The organism is Streptomyces sp. NPDC005962 (genome assembly GCF_040629205.1).
GTDB lineage: Bacteria > Actinomycetota > Actinomycetes > Streptomycetales > Streptomycetaceae > Streptomyces.
In genome coordinates, this window is the sequence record NZ_JBEXVE010000016.1 from 173,172 (window position 1) to 193,234 (window position 20,063).

General features: G+C 72.6%; 2 protein-coding genes. Both read left to right on the plus strand.

The features are described 5' to 3' along the window. Positions 1-34: 34 nt before the first annotated feature. A complete protein-coding gene (locus tag ABZ370_RS25740) occupies positions 35-12,220 on the plus strand; it encodes an SDR family NAD(P)-dependent oxidoreductase (protein WP_358625191.1) in 12,186 nt (4,061 codons plus the stop codon). Positions 12,221-12,237: 17 nt separating this feature from the next. Beyond that, on the plus strand, positions 12,238-20,063 hold a 7,826-nt coding region (locus ABZ370_RS25745; RefSeq protein ID WP_358625193.1), incomplete at its 3' end, for a type I polyketide synthase.

Genomic DNA, 20,063 nt, shown 5'->3' on the forward strand with positions numbered 1-20,063 from the left:
GCGCGCCCTTTCGCGGAAGGCCGGGTGACCCTCTGTGCCGCATGCTGACGAAGAGAAGCTGGTCGACTATCTGAGGCGAGTGGCAGGCGATCTCCACGAGACACGTCAGCGGCTCCGCGCCATGGAGGACCGCTCCCAGGAGCCGGTGGCCGTGGTGAGCATGGCCTGCCGGTATCCGGGCGGTGTGCGTACGCCCGAGGACCTGTGGCGGCTCGTCGCGTCCGGCGAACACGCGATGGGGGAGTTCCCCACGGACCGCGGCTGGGATCTGGAGAGCCTGTTCCACCCGGACCCGGACCACCCCGGCACCAGCCACGCCCGTGAGGGCGGTTTCCTCTACGACGCCGACCGGTTCGACCCCGAGTTCTTCGGCATCAGCCCGCGCGAGGCCGTGGCCGTCGACCCCCAGCAGCGGCTGCTGCTGGAGGTGGCCTGGGAGCTGCTGGAGCGCGCCGGAATCGACCCCGTCACGCTCAAGGGCAGCTCGACGGGCGTCTACGCCGGGACCGCCCTCCCCGGTTTCGGCACGCCGCACATCGACCGGAGTGCCGAGGGCTATCTGGTGACGGGCAACGCCCCCAGTGTGCTGTCGGGCCGGGTGGCGTACACGCTCGGACTCGAAGGGCCTGCGGTGACGGTGGACACGGCGTGTTCGTCCTCGCTGGTGGCCATGCATCTGGCCTGCCAGGCACTGCGGCAGGGCGAATGCGGTCTGGCCCTGGCCGGTGGCGTGACGGTGATGGCCATCCCGAACGTGTTCACCGAGTTCTCCAGGCAGCGGGGCCTCGCACCCGACGGCCGGTGCAAGGCGTTCTCCGCGGACGCCGACGGCACCGCCTTCGCCGAGGGCGTCGGCCTGGTGCTGCTGGAGCGGCTGTCCGACGCCCGTCGCCACGGCCACCGCGTACTGGCCGTCATCAGGGGCTCGGCCATCAACCAGGACGGCGCCTCGAACGGCCTGACGGCACCCAACGGCCCCTCCCAGCAGCGAGTCATCACCCAGGCGTTGGCGAACGCGCGGCTGTCGCCGGCCGAGGTGGACGTGGTCGAGGCGCATGGCACCGGCACCCGGCTGGGCGACCCCATCGAGGCGCATGCGCTGCTGACCACCTACGGGCAGGAGCGGACCGACGAGAAGCCACTGTGGCTGGGGTCGCTCAAGTCGAACATCGGCCACACGCAGGGCGCCGCGGGTGTGGCGGGCGTCATCAAGATGGTCATGGCGATGCGTTACGAAACGCTGCCCGCTACCCTGAACGTCAACCAGCCCACACCGCACGTCAATTGGGATGCGGGCGCCGTACGTCTGCTCACCGAAGCCGTCGCCTGGCCACGCGGAGAACGCCCGCGCCGGGCCGCGGTGTCCTCGTTCGGGATCTCCGGAACCAACGCCCACCTCCTCCTCGAATCCACACCGGACGGCCCGCCCGCGCGGCCGGTCGCCGAGGACACGCCGACCGGCGGCCGCGCCCTGCCCTGGGTCCTGTCCGGCCGTACCGGCCAGGCGCTGCGCGACCAGGCCGCGGCACTCGCCGCCCATGGAGACGCCCACCAGCAGCTCTCCCCGGCCGACGTGGGCTGGTCGCTTGCCAGGACCCGCACCGTCTTCGAACACCGGGCCGTGATCCTCGGCGACGACCGCGACCAGCTGCTGACGGCCGTACGCGCGCTGGCCGACGGCGGGACCCACCCCGGGCTGACCCGCGCCGGGGCGGCCCGTCCCGGCGCCACCGCGTTCATGTTCACCGGGCAGGGCAGCCAACAGCCGGGCATGGGCGCGGAGTTGTATCAGCACTTCGAGGTGTTCGCCACGGCCCTCGACGCGGCCTGCACCCATCTGGACCCGCTGCTGGGACGCTCGCTGCGCGACATCCTCTTCGCGGCCGGGGACACGGCCCAGGACACCGCCGAGGAGACCGACGAGGCCCGCTCCCTGCACCACACCGGGGTGACCCAGGCCGCCCTCTTCGCCCTGGAGACCGCCCTCTTCCGGCTGGTGGAGTCGTTCGGGCTCACCCCCGGATATCTGACCGGCCACTCCGTCGGCGAAATCGTCGCCGCACACGTGGCGGGCGTGCTGTCACTGCCGGACGCCTGCACGCTCGTCGCCGCCCGGGGCCGACTGATGCAGGCGCTCCCGGCCTGTGGCGCCATGGCCGCCGTCGAGGCCACCGAGGAACAGGTCCTCCCGCTGCTCAGCGCGCACGCGGACCGTCTCGCCCTGGCCGCCGTCAACGGCCCCACCGCCGTCGTGGTGTCCGGCGCCGAGGACGCCGTCGACGAGGTGGTTCGCACCCTCAAGGAGCGCGGCCACCGCACCAAGCGGCTGCGTGTCAGCCATGCCTTCCACTCGCCGCTCCTCCAGCCCATGCTGGACGACTTCCGCGAGGTAGCCCGCACCCTCATGTACCACGCGCCGCACATCCCGATGATCTCCAACGTCACGGGGCAGCTGGCCGACGCCGACCAGCTCCGCGACCCGGAGTACTGGGTACGCCACGTCCGCGAGCCCGTACGGTTCCACGACGGACTGCGGACCCTGCGCACCGAGGGCGTGGTGCGCTACCTCGAACTCGGCCCGGACGCAGTCCTCACCACCATGGCCGAGGACGCCCTCGCCACGGCCGAGACGACTACGACCGAGACGACTACGGGCGGGACAACCACCGACGGGACGACAGCCGGTGGAACAACAGCCGACGGGACGACACCACCGACGGCGCCGCTGTTCGCCGCCGCCCTGCGCCACGGCCGCCACGAGCCTCGTACCCTGCTGTCCGCCCTGGCCCGGATGCACACCGACGGCGGCACCGCCGACTTCGCCGCCGCACTCCCCGCCGGCGCGGGCCAGGTCGACCTGCCCACCTACCGCTTCCAGCGCGAGCGCTACTGGCGGCCCGTCCCGAACGGCACCGCCGACGTACGCGCCGCCGGGCTCGGCGCCACCGGCCACCCCCTCCTCCAAGCCGTGGTGGAAACGCCCGAGGGCGACCTGCTGCTCACCGGGCGGCTGTCGCCGAACACTCACCCCTGGCTGGCGGACCACACCATCGCGGGCAGTGTGCCGCTGCCCGGGACGGCCGTCCTGGAGCTGGCCCTGCTCGCCGGTGCGCGGACCGGCTGCGACCTGCTCGACGACCTCATCCTGGAGACCCCGCTGCTCCTGCCCGCCTCCGGCGCGGTGCACATCCAGCTGGCGGTCGCCGCCCCCGACGACGCGGGCCGACGGGCGCTCACCCTCTCCTCCCGCCCCGCGGACCAGGACGACGAAGTCCCGGGAGCCATGGACACCTGGCGCCGCCACGCTGTGGGCCTCCTCGCCCCCGTGACCCCGGCAGCGTCCGTCCCGGCGGCATCCCCGGCGCCGTGGCCACCGGCGGGCGCCGTACCGGTCGATGTGGCGGACCTGTACCGGCGTCTCACCGAACAGGGGTACGCGTACGGGCCCTCCTTCCGCGGACTGCATGCCGCGTGGCGGCACGGCGAGGACATGCTCGCCGAGGTGCGCCTGGCCACCGAGCAACACGGCGAGGCCGAGGGCTTCGGCCTGCACCCCGCCCTGCTCGACAGCGCGCTTCACCCGGTGGAGGAGCTGTTCAACGCCGACTACACGCCGGACGGCACACCGAGTACCGTCAGGCTCCCGTTCTCCTTCGGCGGGGTACGGCTGTACGCCAACGGCGCCACCCGGCTACGGGTCCGCATCACCCCGACCGGCCCCGACACCGTCACGCTCACCCTGACCGACGACCACGGCGCCGTGGCCGCCACCATCGAAACCCTCGGGCTGCGCGAGGTCCCCGCCGACCGGTGGCGCTCCACCCGCGCCGACGACTGCCTGTACCACCTCGACTGGCAGCCCCAACCGCTGCCCTCCGGCCACCCGGCGCCGTCGGAGACGTCGGCCGTCGTCGGGCCCGACATCCTGGGCCTGGCAGACGGCTCGGGCACCGTCACCGCCCACCCCGACCTGGCCGCGCTCCAGACCGCCGTCGCCGACGGGATGCCGATCCCCGACTTCGCCGTCATGGCCTGGGCGGGCGACCACACCACGTCAGCCGACCCCGACCGGGCACCCGCGCAGGTACGCGCGGCAGCCCATCAGGTTCTGGACGCGCTGCGCACGTGGCTGACCGACGAGCGGTTCGGCACGGCCCGGCTGGTCATCGCCACCCGCGGTGCGATCGCCGCCACCCCCGAGGACCCGCCCGCGGACCTGACCACCGCACCCCTGTGGGGCCTGGTCCGCGCCGCGCAGGCCGAACACCCCGAGCGCCTCCTGCTGCTGGACCTGGACGACGACACGGCCTCCCGCCACGCCCTGCGCACCGCGCTCCCGGCCGCCGTGGCGGCCGGTGAATCCGAGCTGGCGGTACGGGCCGGGACCGTACGCGTCCCCCGCCTGGTCCGGGTCCGCCCCGACCACGCAACGCCACCGCCCGCCCTCGACCCGGACGGAACGGTCCTGATCACCGGCGGCACCGGCGCGCTCGGGCGGCTGGTGGCGCGGCATCTGGCCACCGCACACGGCGCCCGGCAGCTGCTGCTGGTGTCCCGGAGCGGCCCGGCCGCGCAGGGCATCGACGCGTTCACCGCCGACCTGGCCGACCTGGGCACGGACGTGCGGGTCGCCGCCTGTGACGTCGCCGATCCGCACGCGGTCGCTGGTCTGCTGGCCACGATCCCCGCCGCCCATCCGCTGACGGCCGTCGTCCACGCCGCCGGGGTGCTGGACGACGGCGTGGTCACCTCGCTGACCCCCGAGCGGTTCGACGCCGTACTCGCCCCGAAGCTCGACGCGGCGTGGCATCTGCACCGGCTGACCCGTGAAATGGCTCCGGCGGCGTTCGTGATGTTCTCCTCCGCCGCCTCCGTCATGGGCAACGGCGGGCAGGCCAACTACGCGGCCGCCAACATGTTCCTCAACGCCCTCGCCGAACACCGCCGCGCCGAGGGCCTGGTGACCCACACGCTGGCCTGGGGGCTGCTGGCCTCGGCCGGTGGCATGACCCACGACCTCGATGACGCCGACCTGTCCAGGATGGCGCGTACCGGCGTCGCCCCCATCGCCGACGACCAGGTGCCGGTGCTGCTGGACACCGCGCTGACCAGCCCGTACCCCGTCCTCGTACCGATCCGCTTCGACCGGGCAGCGCTGCGCGCCCGCACCGCCACCGGGCCACTGCCACCCCTACTGCGGGCCCTGGTGCCCAGCCCCGCCCGGCCCGCCCCGGACACCGGTGCGGTGTCCTGGGCCGCACGGCTGGCCAACGTGCCCGCCACCGAACAGGACCGTGTCCTGGGCGAGTTGGTCCGCGCCCAGGTCGCCACCGTGCTCGCCCATCCGGCACCGGAGGCCATCGAGCTGGGCCGGGCCTTCCAGGAACTCGGCTTCGACTCACTCACCGCCCTCGACCTGCGCAACCGGCTCAACACGGCCACCGGAACCCGGATTCCGGCCACCGTCATCTTCGACTATCCGACCCCCGACGCCCTGGTGGGCTTCCTGCGCGAGAAGCTGATCGGGACCCGCGACGCCACACCGCTGGCGCCCGTGGCCGCGCCCGTGGCCACCGACGACGATCCCATCGCCATCGTCGGCATGGCCTGCCGTTATCCGGGCGGTGTCGGCTCGCCGGACGACCTGTGGCGGCTGGTGTCCGAGGGCGTGGACGCGGTCGGCGCGTTCCCCTCGGACCGTGGCTGGGACCTGGCGGGGCTCTTCGATCCGGACCCGGACCACCCCGGCACCAGCTACACCCGCGAGGGCGGATTTCTGTACGACGCCGCACACTTCGACGCCGAGTTCTTCGGCATCAGCCCACGTGAGGCGCTCGCCACCGACCCGCAGCAGCGGCTGCTGCTGGAGACCGCGTGGGAGGCCTTCGAGGACGCGGGCATCGACCCGGCGACCCTGCGCGGCAGCCGGACCGCCGTGATCACCGGCGTCATGTACGACGACTACGGCAGCCGCTTCCTGGGCCGCACCCCGGAAGGTGTCGAGGGCCGCCTGATGACCGGCAGTACCCCAAGCATCGCCTCCGGACGGGTCGCCTTCACCTTCGGCCTGGAGGGGCCCGCCGTGACGGTGGACACGGCGTGTTCGTCGTCGCTGGTGGCCATGCATCTGGCGGCCCAGGCGCTGCGCCAGGGCGAATGTGCCCTGGCCCTGGCGGGCGGTGTGACCGTGATGGCCACGCCGAACACCTTCGTCGAATTCTCGCGGCAGCGCGGACTGGCCACGGACGGCCGCTGCAAACCGTTCGCGGCGGCGGCCGACGGCACCGGCTGGGGCGAGGGCATCGGACTGCTCGTCCTGGAACGGCTGTCGGACGCCCGGCGCGAGGGCCACCAGGTGCTGGCCCTGATCCGGGGTTCGGCCGTCAACCAGGACGGTGCTTCGAACGGTCTGACCGCGCCCAACGGCCCCTCGCAGCAGCGGGTGATCCGGCAGGCGCTCGCCACCGCCCGTCTCACCCCGGCCGACGTCGACGCGGTGGAGGCCCATGGCACCGGAACCACGCTCGGCGACCCGATCGAGGCGCAGGCGCTGCTCGCCACGTACGGACAGCAGCGGGCCGACGGGCGGCCGCTGTGGCTCGGTTCCATCAAGTCGAACATCGGCCACACCCAGGCCGCCGCCGGGGCCGCGGGCGTCATCAAGATGGTGATGGCGATGCGGCACGGCCTGCTGCCCGCTTCCCTGCACATCGACGCACCGAGCCCACATGTGGAGTGGGAGGACGGCGTACGGCTGCTGACCGAGGCGGTGGAATGGCCGCATGAGCAGCGGCCCCGCCGGACCGCCGTGTCGTCCTTCGGTATCAGCGGCACCAACGCCCATGTGATCCTCGAACAGGCGCCGGAACCAGCCGATACACCGGAACCACCCCACACGCCGGAACCCTCCGACACAGCGGAACTCGCCAACACACCGGAACCGACAGACACCGCGCAACCCGCCGCCCACCAGCGCGTCGTGCCCTGGGTGCTCTCCGCACGCGGCGCCACGGCACTGCGTGAGCAGGCCCGGGCCCTGGCCGCCCACCTCGCCACCGCCCCCGGGGCCACGCCCGCCGACGTGGGCTGGTCACTCATCAGGACCCGCACGCTCTTCGACCACCGGGCCGTGGTCGTCGGCGAGAGCCGCGCGGAGCTGCTGGCCGCGGTGGAGGCGCTCGCGGCCGACGAAACCCACCCGGGCGTCGTGCAGTCCGGCACCTCCCGCGGCACCTCCCCGGACCCGCGCGCGACCGGCCCGGTGCTGGTGTTCCCGGGCCAGGGTTCGCAGTGGCAGGGGATGGGAGCCCAACTACTCGACGAATCACCGGTGTTCGCGGAGCGGGTGGCCGCCTGTGAACGGGCCCTGGCTCCCTACGTCGACTGGTCCCTCACCGATGTACTGCGCGGCACCGAAGGCGTCGCCGATCTGAGCCGCGTCGATGTGGTGCAGCCGGTGCTGTGGGCGGTCATGGTGTCCCTGGCCGCCGTATGGGCCGGTCATGGCGTGAAACCCGCCGCTGTAGTGGGCCACAGCCAGGGCGAGATCGCCGCCGCCTGCGTGGCCGGGGCGCTCTCGCTGGACGACGGTGCCCGCATCGTCGCCCTGCGGAGCCGGGCCCTGCGGCGACTCGCGGGCGGCGGCGCGATGGCCTCCCTCGGCATGGGCCGGGAACGCGCCGAGCGGCTGCTCGCCGAACTGGGCGAACGCGTGGCCACGGTGGTGGTGGCAGCCGTCAACGGGCCCGCGTCGACGGTGGTGTCCGGGCCACCCGAGCAGGTAGCCACGGTCGTGGCCGCCTGCCGTGACGCGGGTGAGCGGGCCCGGATGATCGAGGTGGACTATGCCTCCCACAGCCCCCAGGTCGACGACATCACCGACGAGCTCACCGGGCTGCTGGACGGGGTCCAGCCCACCCCACAGCCCGGGGCAGGCGTGGTCTTCTACTCCACCGTGACCGCGGAACCCGCCGACCCCGCCGGACTCGACACCACGTACTGGGTGCGCAACCTGCGCGAACAGGTGCGGTTCGCCGATGCCGTACGGGCCGCCCTGGCCGCCGGTCACCGCGTGTTCATCGAGGTCAGCACCCATCCCGTCCTCACCGTCGGCATGCAGGAAACCTTCGAGGAAGCGGGCAGTGCGGCCATCGCGGTACCCACGCTGCGACGTGACCACGGCGATCTGGCCCAGCTGGTGCGCTCGGTGGCGCAGGCGTTCACGGCCGGAGTCGCGACGGACTGGACGACCCTGTTCCCGGCCGACCCCACGCCCCGTACCGTGCCGCTGCCGACGTACGCCTTCCAGCGCGACCGCTACTGGCTGGACGGAGCGGACGCGCGCGGCGGCGACCCCGTCGACCTCGGACTGACCTCCGCCGACCACCCCCTGCTGGGTGCCGCCGTCGAGCTCGCCGACGGCGGCACCCACCTGCTCACCGGCCGCATCGGGACCGGTGGTGGCCACGGCTGGCTGGCCGAGCACGTGGTGGCCGGAGCGCCCCTGGTGCCGGGCGCCGCGCTGGTCGAGTGGGCGCTGCGGGCCGCCGACCAGGCCGGGTGCGCCATGGTGGACGAACTGACGCTGCGCACCCCGCTGATCCTCCCCGAAACCGGCGGGTTGCGCGTCCAGGTGGCGGTGGGCGCGGCCGACGAGGACGGCCGCTGCGATGTGCGCATCCACTCCCGCCCGGACGCCGACACCGACGGCACCTGGCTGTGCCACGCCGACGGCGTCCTCGCCCCGCCCCGCGACCACCCGTCCCCCTTCGGAGCGTGGCCGCCACCGGGCGCGGAGCCGGTGGACGCGGACGGCTTCTACGCGCGGGCCGCCGCCGACGGATACGCGTACGGGCCCGCCTTCCAGGGCGTACGCAAGCTCTGGCGGGACGGCTCCGACGTGCTGGCCGAGGTGGTACTGCCCGAGACCGCCGGAGAGTGGAGCGGCTTCGGTATCCATCCCGCGCTGCTGGACGCCGTACTCCACCCGGCCGCCCTGCTCACCGGTCAGCCACCTGGAGAGGACACCGACGGCCGGATGTGGCTGCCGTTCACCTGGAACGGCGTGTCCCTGTGGGCCGCCGGGGCGACCACGGTACGGGTCCGGCTGTCGCTGGACGAGCGGACCGCGCACGGCGAGCGGACCGCAGGCGGCGAGCGGGCCCTGCGGGTGGCTGTGGCCGACGCCGTGGGCGACCCCGTCCTCACGGTCGACTCGCTGGTGCTGCGCCCCGCCCGTACGGACCAGCTGCGCATCCCGGGGCGTCGTGGCGCGGACGGGCTGTTCACACTGGACTGGATCGCGCTGCCGGGCGCACCGGGGCCGGTGGCGGACGGCGGCGACTGGGTGGTGCTGGGCCCGGCTGAATGGGTCACGGCGGGCGCGGTGTGCCACCCGGATCTGGCATCGCTGCTCGCGGCGGCCGATGGTGGCGGGCCTCTCCCCTCGGTGGTGCTGGCCGGTGTCCCGGCCGCACCGGCGGCCACCTCGGATGAGGGCATGGCCGCCGTACTGCACACGATGAGCCTGCTGCAGGCGTGGCTGGCCGAACCCCGGCTGGCCGACGCACGATTGGTGGTGGTGACGCGGGGTGCCGTCGCGGCCGGTGCATCCGACGGGGACGACCCGGCAGCCGGTGCCGTGGACGCGGCCGGTGCGGCGGTGTGGGGGTTGCTGCGCAGCGCGCAGGCGGAGAACCCCGACCGGTTCGTTCTGCTCGACCTCGATCCCCATGGCCCGTCGGAGGCACTGGGCGCAGGTGTTCTCGACGGTGTGCAGTGTGCGGTGGGGATGGCCGAACCGCAGGTGGCGGTGCGCGGGGGCCGGGTGTGGGCGCCACGGCTGATGCGCGCCGGGGCGGCAGGAAGCGGCGGTCTGGTGGCCCCCGTGGCGCAACCGGCCTGGCGACTCGCGGGGCAAGGCGCCGCGACTATCGAGAACGTGACCCCGGTGCCCTGCCCCGACGTGCTGGAACCGCTCGACCCTGGCGAGGTCCGCATCGCGGTCCACGCGGCGGGCGTCAACTTCCGCGACGCCCTGATCGCCGTCGGGATGTATCCGGGCGGCGGGGTGTTCCGGGGCAGCGAAGGCGCGGGCGTGGTCGTGGACACCGGCGCCGGGGTGACGGGGCCCGCCGTGGGCGACCGCGTGATGGGCTTGTTCGAAGGCGCCTTCGGCCCGTTGGCGGTGGCGGACGCGCGGATGGTGGTGCCGATCCCGGAGGGCTGGACGTTCCAGCAGGCCGCCGCCGTACCGGTGGTGTTCCTCACCGCCTGGTACGGGCTGGTGGACCTGGCCGGACTGCGGTCCGGGGAGTCGGTGCTCGTCCACGCCGCGACCGGAGGTGTGGGCATGGCGGCGGTGCAGATCGCCCGCCACCTGGGCGCCGAGGTGTACGGCACGGCGAGCCCTGCCAAGCACCCGGTGCTGGAGGAGATGGGGATCGACGTGGCACACCGGGCCTCGTCCCGCACTCTCGACTTCGAGACCGGGCTACGGGAGGCCACCGGCGGCCGTGGCGTGGACGTGGTGCTGAACAGTCTCGCCGGCCCCTTCGTCGACGCCTCGCTGCGGCTGCTGGCCGACGGCGGGCGGCTCTCGGAAATGGGCAAGACCGACATCCGCGACCCGGAGCACATCGCCGCCACTCACCCCGGTGTGCGCTACCGGGCCTTCGACCTGGTGCCCGACGCCGGACCGGACCGCATCGGCGAGATGCTGCGCACGCTGCGCGAGCTGTTCACCGCCGGGGTGCTGCGGCCCGCCCCCGTACGGACGTGGCCGCTGAGCCGGGCGCGGGAAGCGCTGCGGCAGCTCAGCCAGGCCCGCCACACCGGCAAGCTGGTCCTGGACGTACCCGCCGCCGTGAACCCGGACGGCACGGTGCTCATCACGGGCGGCACCGGCACGTTGGGCGGTGTCGTCGCCGAACACCTCGTGCGCACCTGGCAGGTCCGCCACCTCGTGCTGGCGAGCAGGCGCGGGCCGGACGCACCGGGCGCCACGGAACTGACCGCCCGCCTCCGCGAACTGGGCGCACAGGTGCACGTCGTCGCGGCGGACGTCACGGACGCGGCCGAGGTGGCGGAGCTGGTGGCGGGGATCGACACGGAACATCCGCTGACCGGCGTCATCCATGCCACGGGCGTGCTGGACGACGCGGTGCTCACCTCGCAGACCCCGGCGCGGGTGGCGCGGGTGTGGGAGGCGAAGGCCACGGCGGCGGCTCATTTGCACGCGGCGACGGCGCATGTGCGGCTGGGCATGTTCGTGATGTTCTCCTCCGCGGCCGGGGTGCTGGGCAGTCCCGGGCAGGCCAACTACTCCGCTGCCAACGCCTTTTGTGATGCGCTGGCCGCTCGCCGCCGGGCCGAAGGGCTGCCGGGCGTGTCCGTGGCGTGGGGGCTGTGGGCCGACGCCAGCGGAATGACCGGCCATCTCGCCGAGGCCGACCTCGCCCGGATGGCCCGTACGGGCGTGGGCGCCCTCGGCACCCGGCAGGGCCTGGCCCTGCTCGACGCCGCCGTCGAACACGGCGGTGACCTGCTGGTGGCGGCCGATGTGAACACCCGCACCCTCGCCGCCCTGCCCACCGAGCGCCTCCCCGCCACCTTGCGCGCACTCGCCACCCCCCGCGCCGGTGGCGGCCCCGGACGGCGTACGGCGGCGGCCGCCGACACGGGACAACCCGTTGACTGGGCCGACAGGCTGGCCGGGCTGTCGGCGGCCGAACGCCACCGACTGGTGCTGGGCCTGGTCCGAGGCCACGCGGCCACCGTGCTGGGACACACCGATGTGGACGCGGTGCAGGCCGAGGCCAGCTTCAAGGAGCTGGGCTTCGATTCGCTGACCGCCGTGGAACTGCGCAACCGGCTCGCCGCTGCCACCGGACTACGGCTGCCCGCCGCGATGGTCTTCGACTACCCCGAGGCCGCGGTGCTCGCCGAATACCTGCTGGAACGGCTCGCACCCGACGACGCGACCACCGCGGGCCGGGACGGCGTGGACCCCGTCCTGGCCGAGCTGGCCAGGCTGGACCACACCCTGGACGCCCTCGCCACGGACGAAGAGGGACGGCTCCGGATCGCCAAGCGGCTGAGCGGACTGCTGGCGAAGGTGAACGGCGGATCGACCGAGGCGTCCGGCACGACGGAGTTCAGCACCCTCGAATCCGCTTCGGACGACGAGATGTTCGCGCTCATTGACCGTGAACTGCCCTGATGGAGGAGCGAGAACAGATGCCGGGTACGGGAACGGGTTCGGGCAAGGGTATGGGGCCGGGCGTGTGTACGGGTACGGAAGAGAAGCTTCGTCAGTACCTCAAGCGGGTGACGGCCGATCTGGGGCAGACCCGTCAGCGCTTGCGCGAGGTGGAGGAGCGGGCGCAGGAGCCGGTGGCCATCGTCAGCATGGCCTGCCGCTTCCCGGGCGGGATCGCCTCCCCCGAGGACCTGTGGCAACTCGTCGCCTCCGGCCAGGACGCCATCGGGGACTTCCCGAAGGACCGCGGCTGGGACCTGGACGGCGTGTACCACCCCGACCCGGACCACTCCGGCACCAGCTACGTCCGCCGGGGCGGTTTCCTGCGGGGCGCCGACGGATTCGATGCCACCTTCTTCGGCATCAGCCCGCGCGAGGCACTGGCCGCCGAACCCCAGCAGCGCCAGCTCCTGGAGGTCTCCTGGGAACTGCTCGAACGCGCCGGAATCGACCCCACCTCGCTGAAAGGCACCCCGACCGGCGTCTACGCGGGCGCCGGAATCCTCGGCTTCGGCACCCCACACATCGACAAGAGCACCGAGGGCTATCTGCTCACCGGCAACACCCTCAGCGTCGTCTCGGGCCGGGTCGCCTTCACCCTCGGCCTCGAAGGCCCCGCCGTGACCGTCGACACGGCGTGCTCCTCGTCCCTGGTCGCCATGCACCTCGCCTGCCAGGCGCTCCGGCAGGGCGAATGCACCCTTGCCATGGCCGGTGGCGTCACTGTGATGACCACCCCCCACACCTTCGTCGAATTCTCCCGCCAGCGCGGACTTGCCCCCGACGGCCGCTGCAAGCCCTTCGCGGCCGCCGCCGACGGTACGGGATTCTCCGAAGGCGTCGGCCTGCTGCTCCTGGAACGACTCTCGGACGCACAGCGCAACGGACACCAGGTACTCGCAGTACTCCGAGGCTCGGCGATCAACCAGGACGGCGCGTCGAACGGCCTGACCGCTCCCAACGGCCCCTCGCAGCAGCGAGTGATCCGACAGGCCCTCATCAACGCCCAGCTCTCCTCCGCCGAGGTCGACGCCGTCGAGGCCCATGGCACCGGCACCACACTCGGCGACCCCATCGAAGCGGACGCGCTGATCGCCGCGTACGGCCAGGACCGCTCCGCCGAACAGCCGCTGTGGCTGGGATCGTTGAAGTCCAACATCGGCCATGCGCAGGGTGCGGCGGGTGTGGCCGGTGTGATCAAGATGGTGATGGCGCTGCGCCACGAGGTGCTGCCGGCCACCTTGTACGTCGACGAGCCGACGCCGCACGCGGACTGGAGCGGCGGCGCGGTACGGCTGCTCACCGAGCCGGTGGCGTGGCCGCGCGGCGAGCGCCCACGGCGGGCCGGGGTATCGGCGTTCGGCATTTCCGGCACCAACGCGCACGTGATCCTGGAGCAGGCCCCGGACGAGCCTGAGCGCGTTGAGAGTGCGGGACCTGTGGGGGGTGTGGTGCCGTGGGTGGTGTCGGCGCGGAGTGTGGAGGCGTTGCGGGGTCAGGCGGGTGCGTTGGCGGCGCGGGTGGTCGATGCGGAGGTGTCGCCTGTCGAGGTGGGTTGGTCGTTGGTGACGGCGCGGTCGGTGTTTGAGCATCGTGCGGTGGTGGTGGGTGCGGGCCGTGCGGAGTTGGTGGCGGCGGTGGAGGCTTTGGCGGCAGGGGGGTCCCACCCGGGTGTGGTGCATGCGGGTGTCCCGGCAGCGGTGGGCGATGTGGGTCCGGTGTTGGTGTTTCCGGGTCAGGGTTCGCAGTGGGTGGGGATGGGGGCGGCGCTGCTCGATGCGTCGCCGGTGTTTGCGGGGCGGGTGGCGGAGTGTGATCGGGCGCTTTCGGCGTATGTGGATTGGTCGCTCACCGATGTTCTGCGCGGGGCCGGGGGTGATCTGGGCCGGGTGGATGTGGTGCAGCCGGTGTTGTGGGCGGTGATGGTGTCTTTGGCGGCGGTGTGGGCGGGGCATGGTGTGAAGCCTGCGGCGGTGGTCGGCCACAGTCAGGGTGAGATCGCGGCTGCGGTCGTGGCGGGGGCGTTGTCGTTGGAGGACGGCGCGAAGGTGGTGGCGCTGCGCAGCCGGGCGTTGCGTCAGCTGGCCGGTGGTGGAGCGATGGCGTCGCTCGGCGTGGGCCAGGAAGAGGCCGGTCGGCTGCTGTCAGAGCTGGGCGACCGAGCCGAGGGAGTGGGCGTGGCGGCGGTCAACGGGCCGTCTTCTACCGTGGTTTCGGGTCCACCGGAGCAGGTGGCCGCAGCGGTGGCCGCGTGCCAGGAGAACGGCGACCGGGCGCGGCTGATCGACGTGGACTACGCCTCGCACGGCCCCCAGATCGACGAGATCCGCGACGAGCTGATGCGCGTACTGGACGGAGTGGCCCCGGCCGCCGCTCCCTCGGAGGACGTGGCCTTCTACTCGACGGTGACCGGCGGCCGAGCCGATACGGCCGGTTTGGACGCCGCGTACTGGGTGACGAACCTTCGGGAGCAGGTGCGCTTCGCGGATGCGGTCGAGGCGTTGTTGGCCGATGGGCATCGGGTGTTCGTCGAGGCCAGTACCCACCCTGTGCTCACCGTCGGCATGGAGGAGACCTTCGAGCGGGCGGGCGTCGACGCGGTGACTGTGCCCACGCTGCGCCGCGACCACGGTGGCCGGGCGCAGCTCGTGCACTCCCTCGCTCAGGCGTTCGTCGTGGGTGTCCCCGTGGACTGGACGGCCCTGTTCCCGGCCGATCCGGCACCGCGCACCGTCGACCTGCCCACCTACCCCTTCCAGCACCAACGCTTCTGGATGTCCGGATCGGGCGGGGCCGGTGACCCCGGTGACCTTGGTCTGGTCTCCGCCGGACATCCGCTGCTGGGCGCCGCGGTCGAGCTTGCCGATGGCAGTACGCACCTGCTCACCGGCAGAATCACGGCCAACGGTGGCGAGGGTTGGCTCAGCGACCACGTGGTGGCGGGGACCGTACTGGTGCCGGGCGCGGCGCTCGTGGAGTGGGTGTTGCGGGCAGCCGACGAGGCGGGGTGCGGTGGGGTGGAGGAGCTGGCGCTCCAGGTGCCGTTGGCGCTGCCCGCGTCGGGCGGCTTGCGCGTACAGGTCGTGGTGGGTGAGGTGGCCGAGGACGGACGGCGTGAGTTCCAGGTGTACTCCCGCCCCGGGGACGCCGACTCCGTAGCGGGGTGGGTGTGCCACGCGCAGGGCGTACTGAGCCCGCCACGTGCGGACACCGGAGCACCAGCCACCGAGGGACTGCACGGTGCGTGGCCCCCGGCAGGCGCGCGGCCGGTGGAGCTGGACGGGTTCTATGAGCAGGCCGCGGCGGCGGGATATGCGTACGGGCCGTCCTTCCAGGGGCTGCGTGCGATGTGGCGGGACGGGGCGGATGTCGTCGCCGAGGTGGCGCTGCCCGAGGCGGCGGGGGACGAGGATGGCTTCGGCATCCACCCGGCGCTGCTGGATGCCGCACTGCACCCGGCCCTCCTGATCTCCTCGTCCGAGCTGGAGCAGGAGCAGGGCGGCGACCAGGTGTGGCTGCCGTTCGCCTGGAACGGCGTGTCCTTGTGGGCCACCGGGGCCACCACCGTGCGGGTGCGGATCTCCCCGCGGCAACACGGCGTGGACGGCGAGCGGGGACTGCGGATGGTGGTCGCCGACGCCACCGGGGAACCGGTCCTGACAGTGGACTCCCTGGTGACGCGCCCCGCACGGATCGATCAGCTGCAGGCTGCGGGCGCGCGTGGTGTGGACGGGCTGTTCGCGCTGGAGTGGACGCCGTTGCCTGCCGCGCCGGTCACGACGGATGACGACGACTGGGTGGTCCTGGCCCTCGATGACGCGGACGAGGGCCTGGAGTCGTTGGTCGCGGCGCTCGATGCCGAAGGGCCGGTGCCGTCCGTGGCCCTCGTCTGCCTTCCGCACTCCGAAGCCGAAGCCGATGCCGAAGCCGCCGATGCGACGTCCGCAGCCGGGGGGCTGGCCTTGGTGGAGCGGACCTTGGGGCTGTTGCAGGGCTGGCTGGCCGAGCCTCGGCTGACCGAGGCCCGGTTGGTGGTGGTTACGCGGGGCGCGGTCGCCGACGACCACTTCCCGGACCTGACCGGTGCCGCCGCATGGGGCCTGGTGCGCAGCGCGCAGGCGGAAAACCCGGGGCGCTTCCTGCTCCTCGACCTCCCGCCCGGAGCCGATGCCCTCGCGGACGGCGTGCGGGACGCGGTCGCGTATGCGGTGGAACGGGACGAACCCCAGCTCGCGGTACGGGACGGTCAGGTGCTGGTGCCCCGGCTGAGGCGAGCCGACAGCGATCAGCCGAGGGACGTCCCGGGCGTACTCGACCCGGACGGCACGGTGCTCATCACGGGCGGCACCGGCACTCTGGGCGGACTGGTCGCCGAACACCTCGTCCGTACGTGGCAGGTCGGCCACCTTCTGCTGGTGAGCCGCCGAGGGCCGGAGGCCCCCGGCGCATCGGACCTGGCCGACCGGCTGGAAGACCTCGGGGCGCGGGTGCGGATCGCCGCCGTGGACGTCACGGACGCGGCCGCGGTGGCGGAGCTGGTGGCGGGGATCGATGCGGAACATCCGCTGACCGGCGTCATCCACGCCACGGGCGTGCTCGACGACGCGGTGCTCACCTCGCAGACCCCGGAGCGCCTGGCGCGGGTGTGGGAGGCGAAGGCCACGGCGGCGGCTCATCTGCACGCGGCGACGGCGGATCTGCCGCTGGGCTTGTTCGTGATGTTCTCCTCGGCTGCCGGAGTGCTGGGCAGCCCCGGGCAGGCCAACTACGCGGCGGCGAACGCCTTTTGTGACGCCCTGGCCGCTCACCGCCGGACCATGGGCCTTCCCGCGCTGTCGGTGGCATGGGGACTGTGGGCCGAGTCCTCCGGCCTGACCGGACAGCTCGCCGAAGTGGACCGGGCCCGCATGTCCCGCTCGGGCATCGCCGCGATGGCCACCCCCAAGGCGCTGGCCTTGTTGGATGCCGCGTGCCGGGTCCCGTGTGCGCTGGTGGTTGCTGTGGATCTTGATGTGGCGGGTGTGGTGGGTGGTGGTGTGCCTGCGGTATTGCGTGGGTTGGTGGTGGGTCGGGTTCGGCGTCGGGTGGCTGACGGCAGTGGGCAGGCTGGTGGGTTGGCTGGGCGGTTGGTGGGGTTGGATGAGGGTGCTCGGTTGGATGTGGTGGGGGAGGTGGTGCGGGGTTGTGTGGCGGTGGTGTTGGGGTTTGGTTCGTCTGGTGAGGTGCGGTCGGGGGTTTCGTTCAAGGAGCTGGGTTTCGACTCGTTGACGGCGGTGGAGTTGCGTAATCGGCTGTCGGCGGTGACGGGCTTGCGATTGCCCGCCACGATGGTGTTCGACTATCCGACACCACACGCGTTGGCCACCTACCTGTGCACCCGATTGGGCGGCGAGACGGTCCGATCCACCGCACCCGTCATGAAGTCGACGGCCACCGACGAGCCGATCGCGATTGTCGCGATGACCTGCCGCTTCCCGGGCGGAGTCACCTCTCCGGAGGGACTGTGGGACCTGGTCTCCTTGGGCCATGAGGCGATCGGGGACTTTCCGACCGGCCGGGGCTGGGACCTGGATGGCCTCTTCCACCCGGACCCCGACCACCCCGGCACGTCCTACGCCCGCAAGGGCGGGTTTCTGTATGACGCCGACGCGTTTGACGCGGGGTTCTTCGGCATCAACCCGCGCGAGGCGCTGGCGACGGACCCGCAGCAGCGTCTGTTGTTGGAGGCGGCGTGGGAGGTGGTGGAGCGGGCGGGTATCGACCCTATGTCGCTGAAGGGCAGTCCGACCGGTGTCTATGCCGGGGTGATGTACCACGACTACGCGGCCGGGCTCAGCGGCGGTGACGCACGGCTGGAGGGCTACGCCATGCTCGCCAGCTCGGGCAGCGTGGTGTCCGGACGGGTGGCGTACACGCTGGGGTTGGAAGGCCCGGCGGTGACGGTGGACACGGCGTGTTCGTCGTCGTTGGTGGCGATGCATCTGGCGGCGCAGGCGTTGCGGCAGGGTGAGTGCACGCTCGCTCTGGCCGGTGGTGTGACGGTGATGGCCACGCCGGATGTGTTCACCGGTTTCTCGCGACAGCGCGGCCTGGCCCCCGACGGGCGCTGCAAGCCGTTCGGCGCGGCCGCCGACGGCACCGGCTGGAGTGAAGGCGTCGGACTTCTGCTCCTGGAGCGGTTGTCGGATGCGCGGCGTCATGGGCGGACGGTGCTGGGGGTGATCCGGGGTTCGGCGGTGAATCAAGATGGTGCGTCGAACGGTTTGACGGCGCCGAATGGTCCGTCGCAGCAGCGAGTGATCCGGCAGGCGCTGGCGGGTGCCGGATTGTCGGCATCCGAGGTGGACGCGGTGGAGGCGCATGGGACGGGCACCACCCTGGGCGATCCGATCGAGGCGCAGGCTCTGCTGGCCACCTACGGCCAGGAGCGGCGGGAGGACCAGCCGCTCCGGCTCGGTTCCATCAAGTCCAATATCGGGCATACGCAAGCGGCCGCAGGCGTAGCCGGTGTCATCAAGATGGTGCAGGCCATGCGGCACGGCGTACTTCCCGCCTCGTTGCATATCGATGAGCCGACACCCCATGTCGACTGGGCCAGCGGTGCGGTACGTCCGCTCACCGAGTCCGTGGAGTGGCCACGGACCGGGTGCCCTCGTCGCGCCGGAGTGTCCTCCTTCGGCGCCTCCGGTACGAACGCCCACGTGATCCTGGAACAGGCCCCGGACGCGCCGCCCGAGGCGGAGCCGATGCCCGGGCATGGTGATGTCGTGCCCTGGGTGCTGTCCGCGCGGAGCACGGAGGCGCTGCGAGGGCAGGCCGCGGCACTGGCCGGGCGCCTGGCGTCGGACCCGCGGGCGTCGGCCGTCGAAGTGGGGTGGTCGCTGTTGACATCACGGTCGCTGTTCGAGCACCGGGCCGTGGTCCTGGGCAGCGACCGGGCGGACATGGTGGCGGCGGTCGAGGCACTGGCGGCCGGTGAGTCGCATCCGACGGTCGTGGGCCCGCCTTCGGGCCCGACTCCGTCCGGGAAGACGGTGTGGCTGTTCAGCGGCCAGGGCAGCCAGCGCGTGGGGATGGGCGCCGGGCTGTACGACCGCTTTCCGGTGTTCGCCGCGGCGTTCGACGAGGTCTGCGGCCTGCTCGACCCACATCTTGAACATCCGCTGCGGCAGGTGGCATTCACCGGCGTGCCCGAGCGGCCGGGGCTGCTGGACCACACGACCTACGCCCAAGCCGGACTCTTCGCCCTCCACATCGCCCTGGCCCGGTTGCTGAACTCCACCGGCATCACCCCGGACGCCGTCATCGGCCACTCCATCGGCGAAGTCGCCGCCGCCCACATCGCAGGCGTCTTCGGCCTCCCCGACGCCTGCCGACTCGTCGCCGCCCGCGCCACCCTCATGGGCAGACTCCCGGAAGGCGGCGGCATGGCCACCATCGCCGCCACCCCCGACGAACTCACCGAAGACCTCGCCTCAAGCGACGGCCAAGTCAGCATCGCCGCCCTCAACACACCCGGCAACACCGTCATCTCCGGACCCGCCGCACAGGTAGCCCACATCAGCGACACCTGGGCCACCAAGGGCCGCAAGACCAAGACCCTGACAGTCAGCCACGCCTTCCACTCCCCCCAGATGGACCCCATCCTCGAACCCTTCACCCAAGCCATCACACACCTGACCTATCACCGGCCCACCCTCCCGCTGCTCAGCAACCTCACCGGGGAGCCCGCCGACGAACGGATCGCCACCCCCGCCTACTGGGCCGACCACATCCGCCAACCCGTCCACTTCCACCCCGCCAT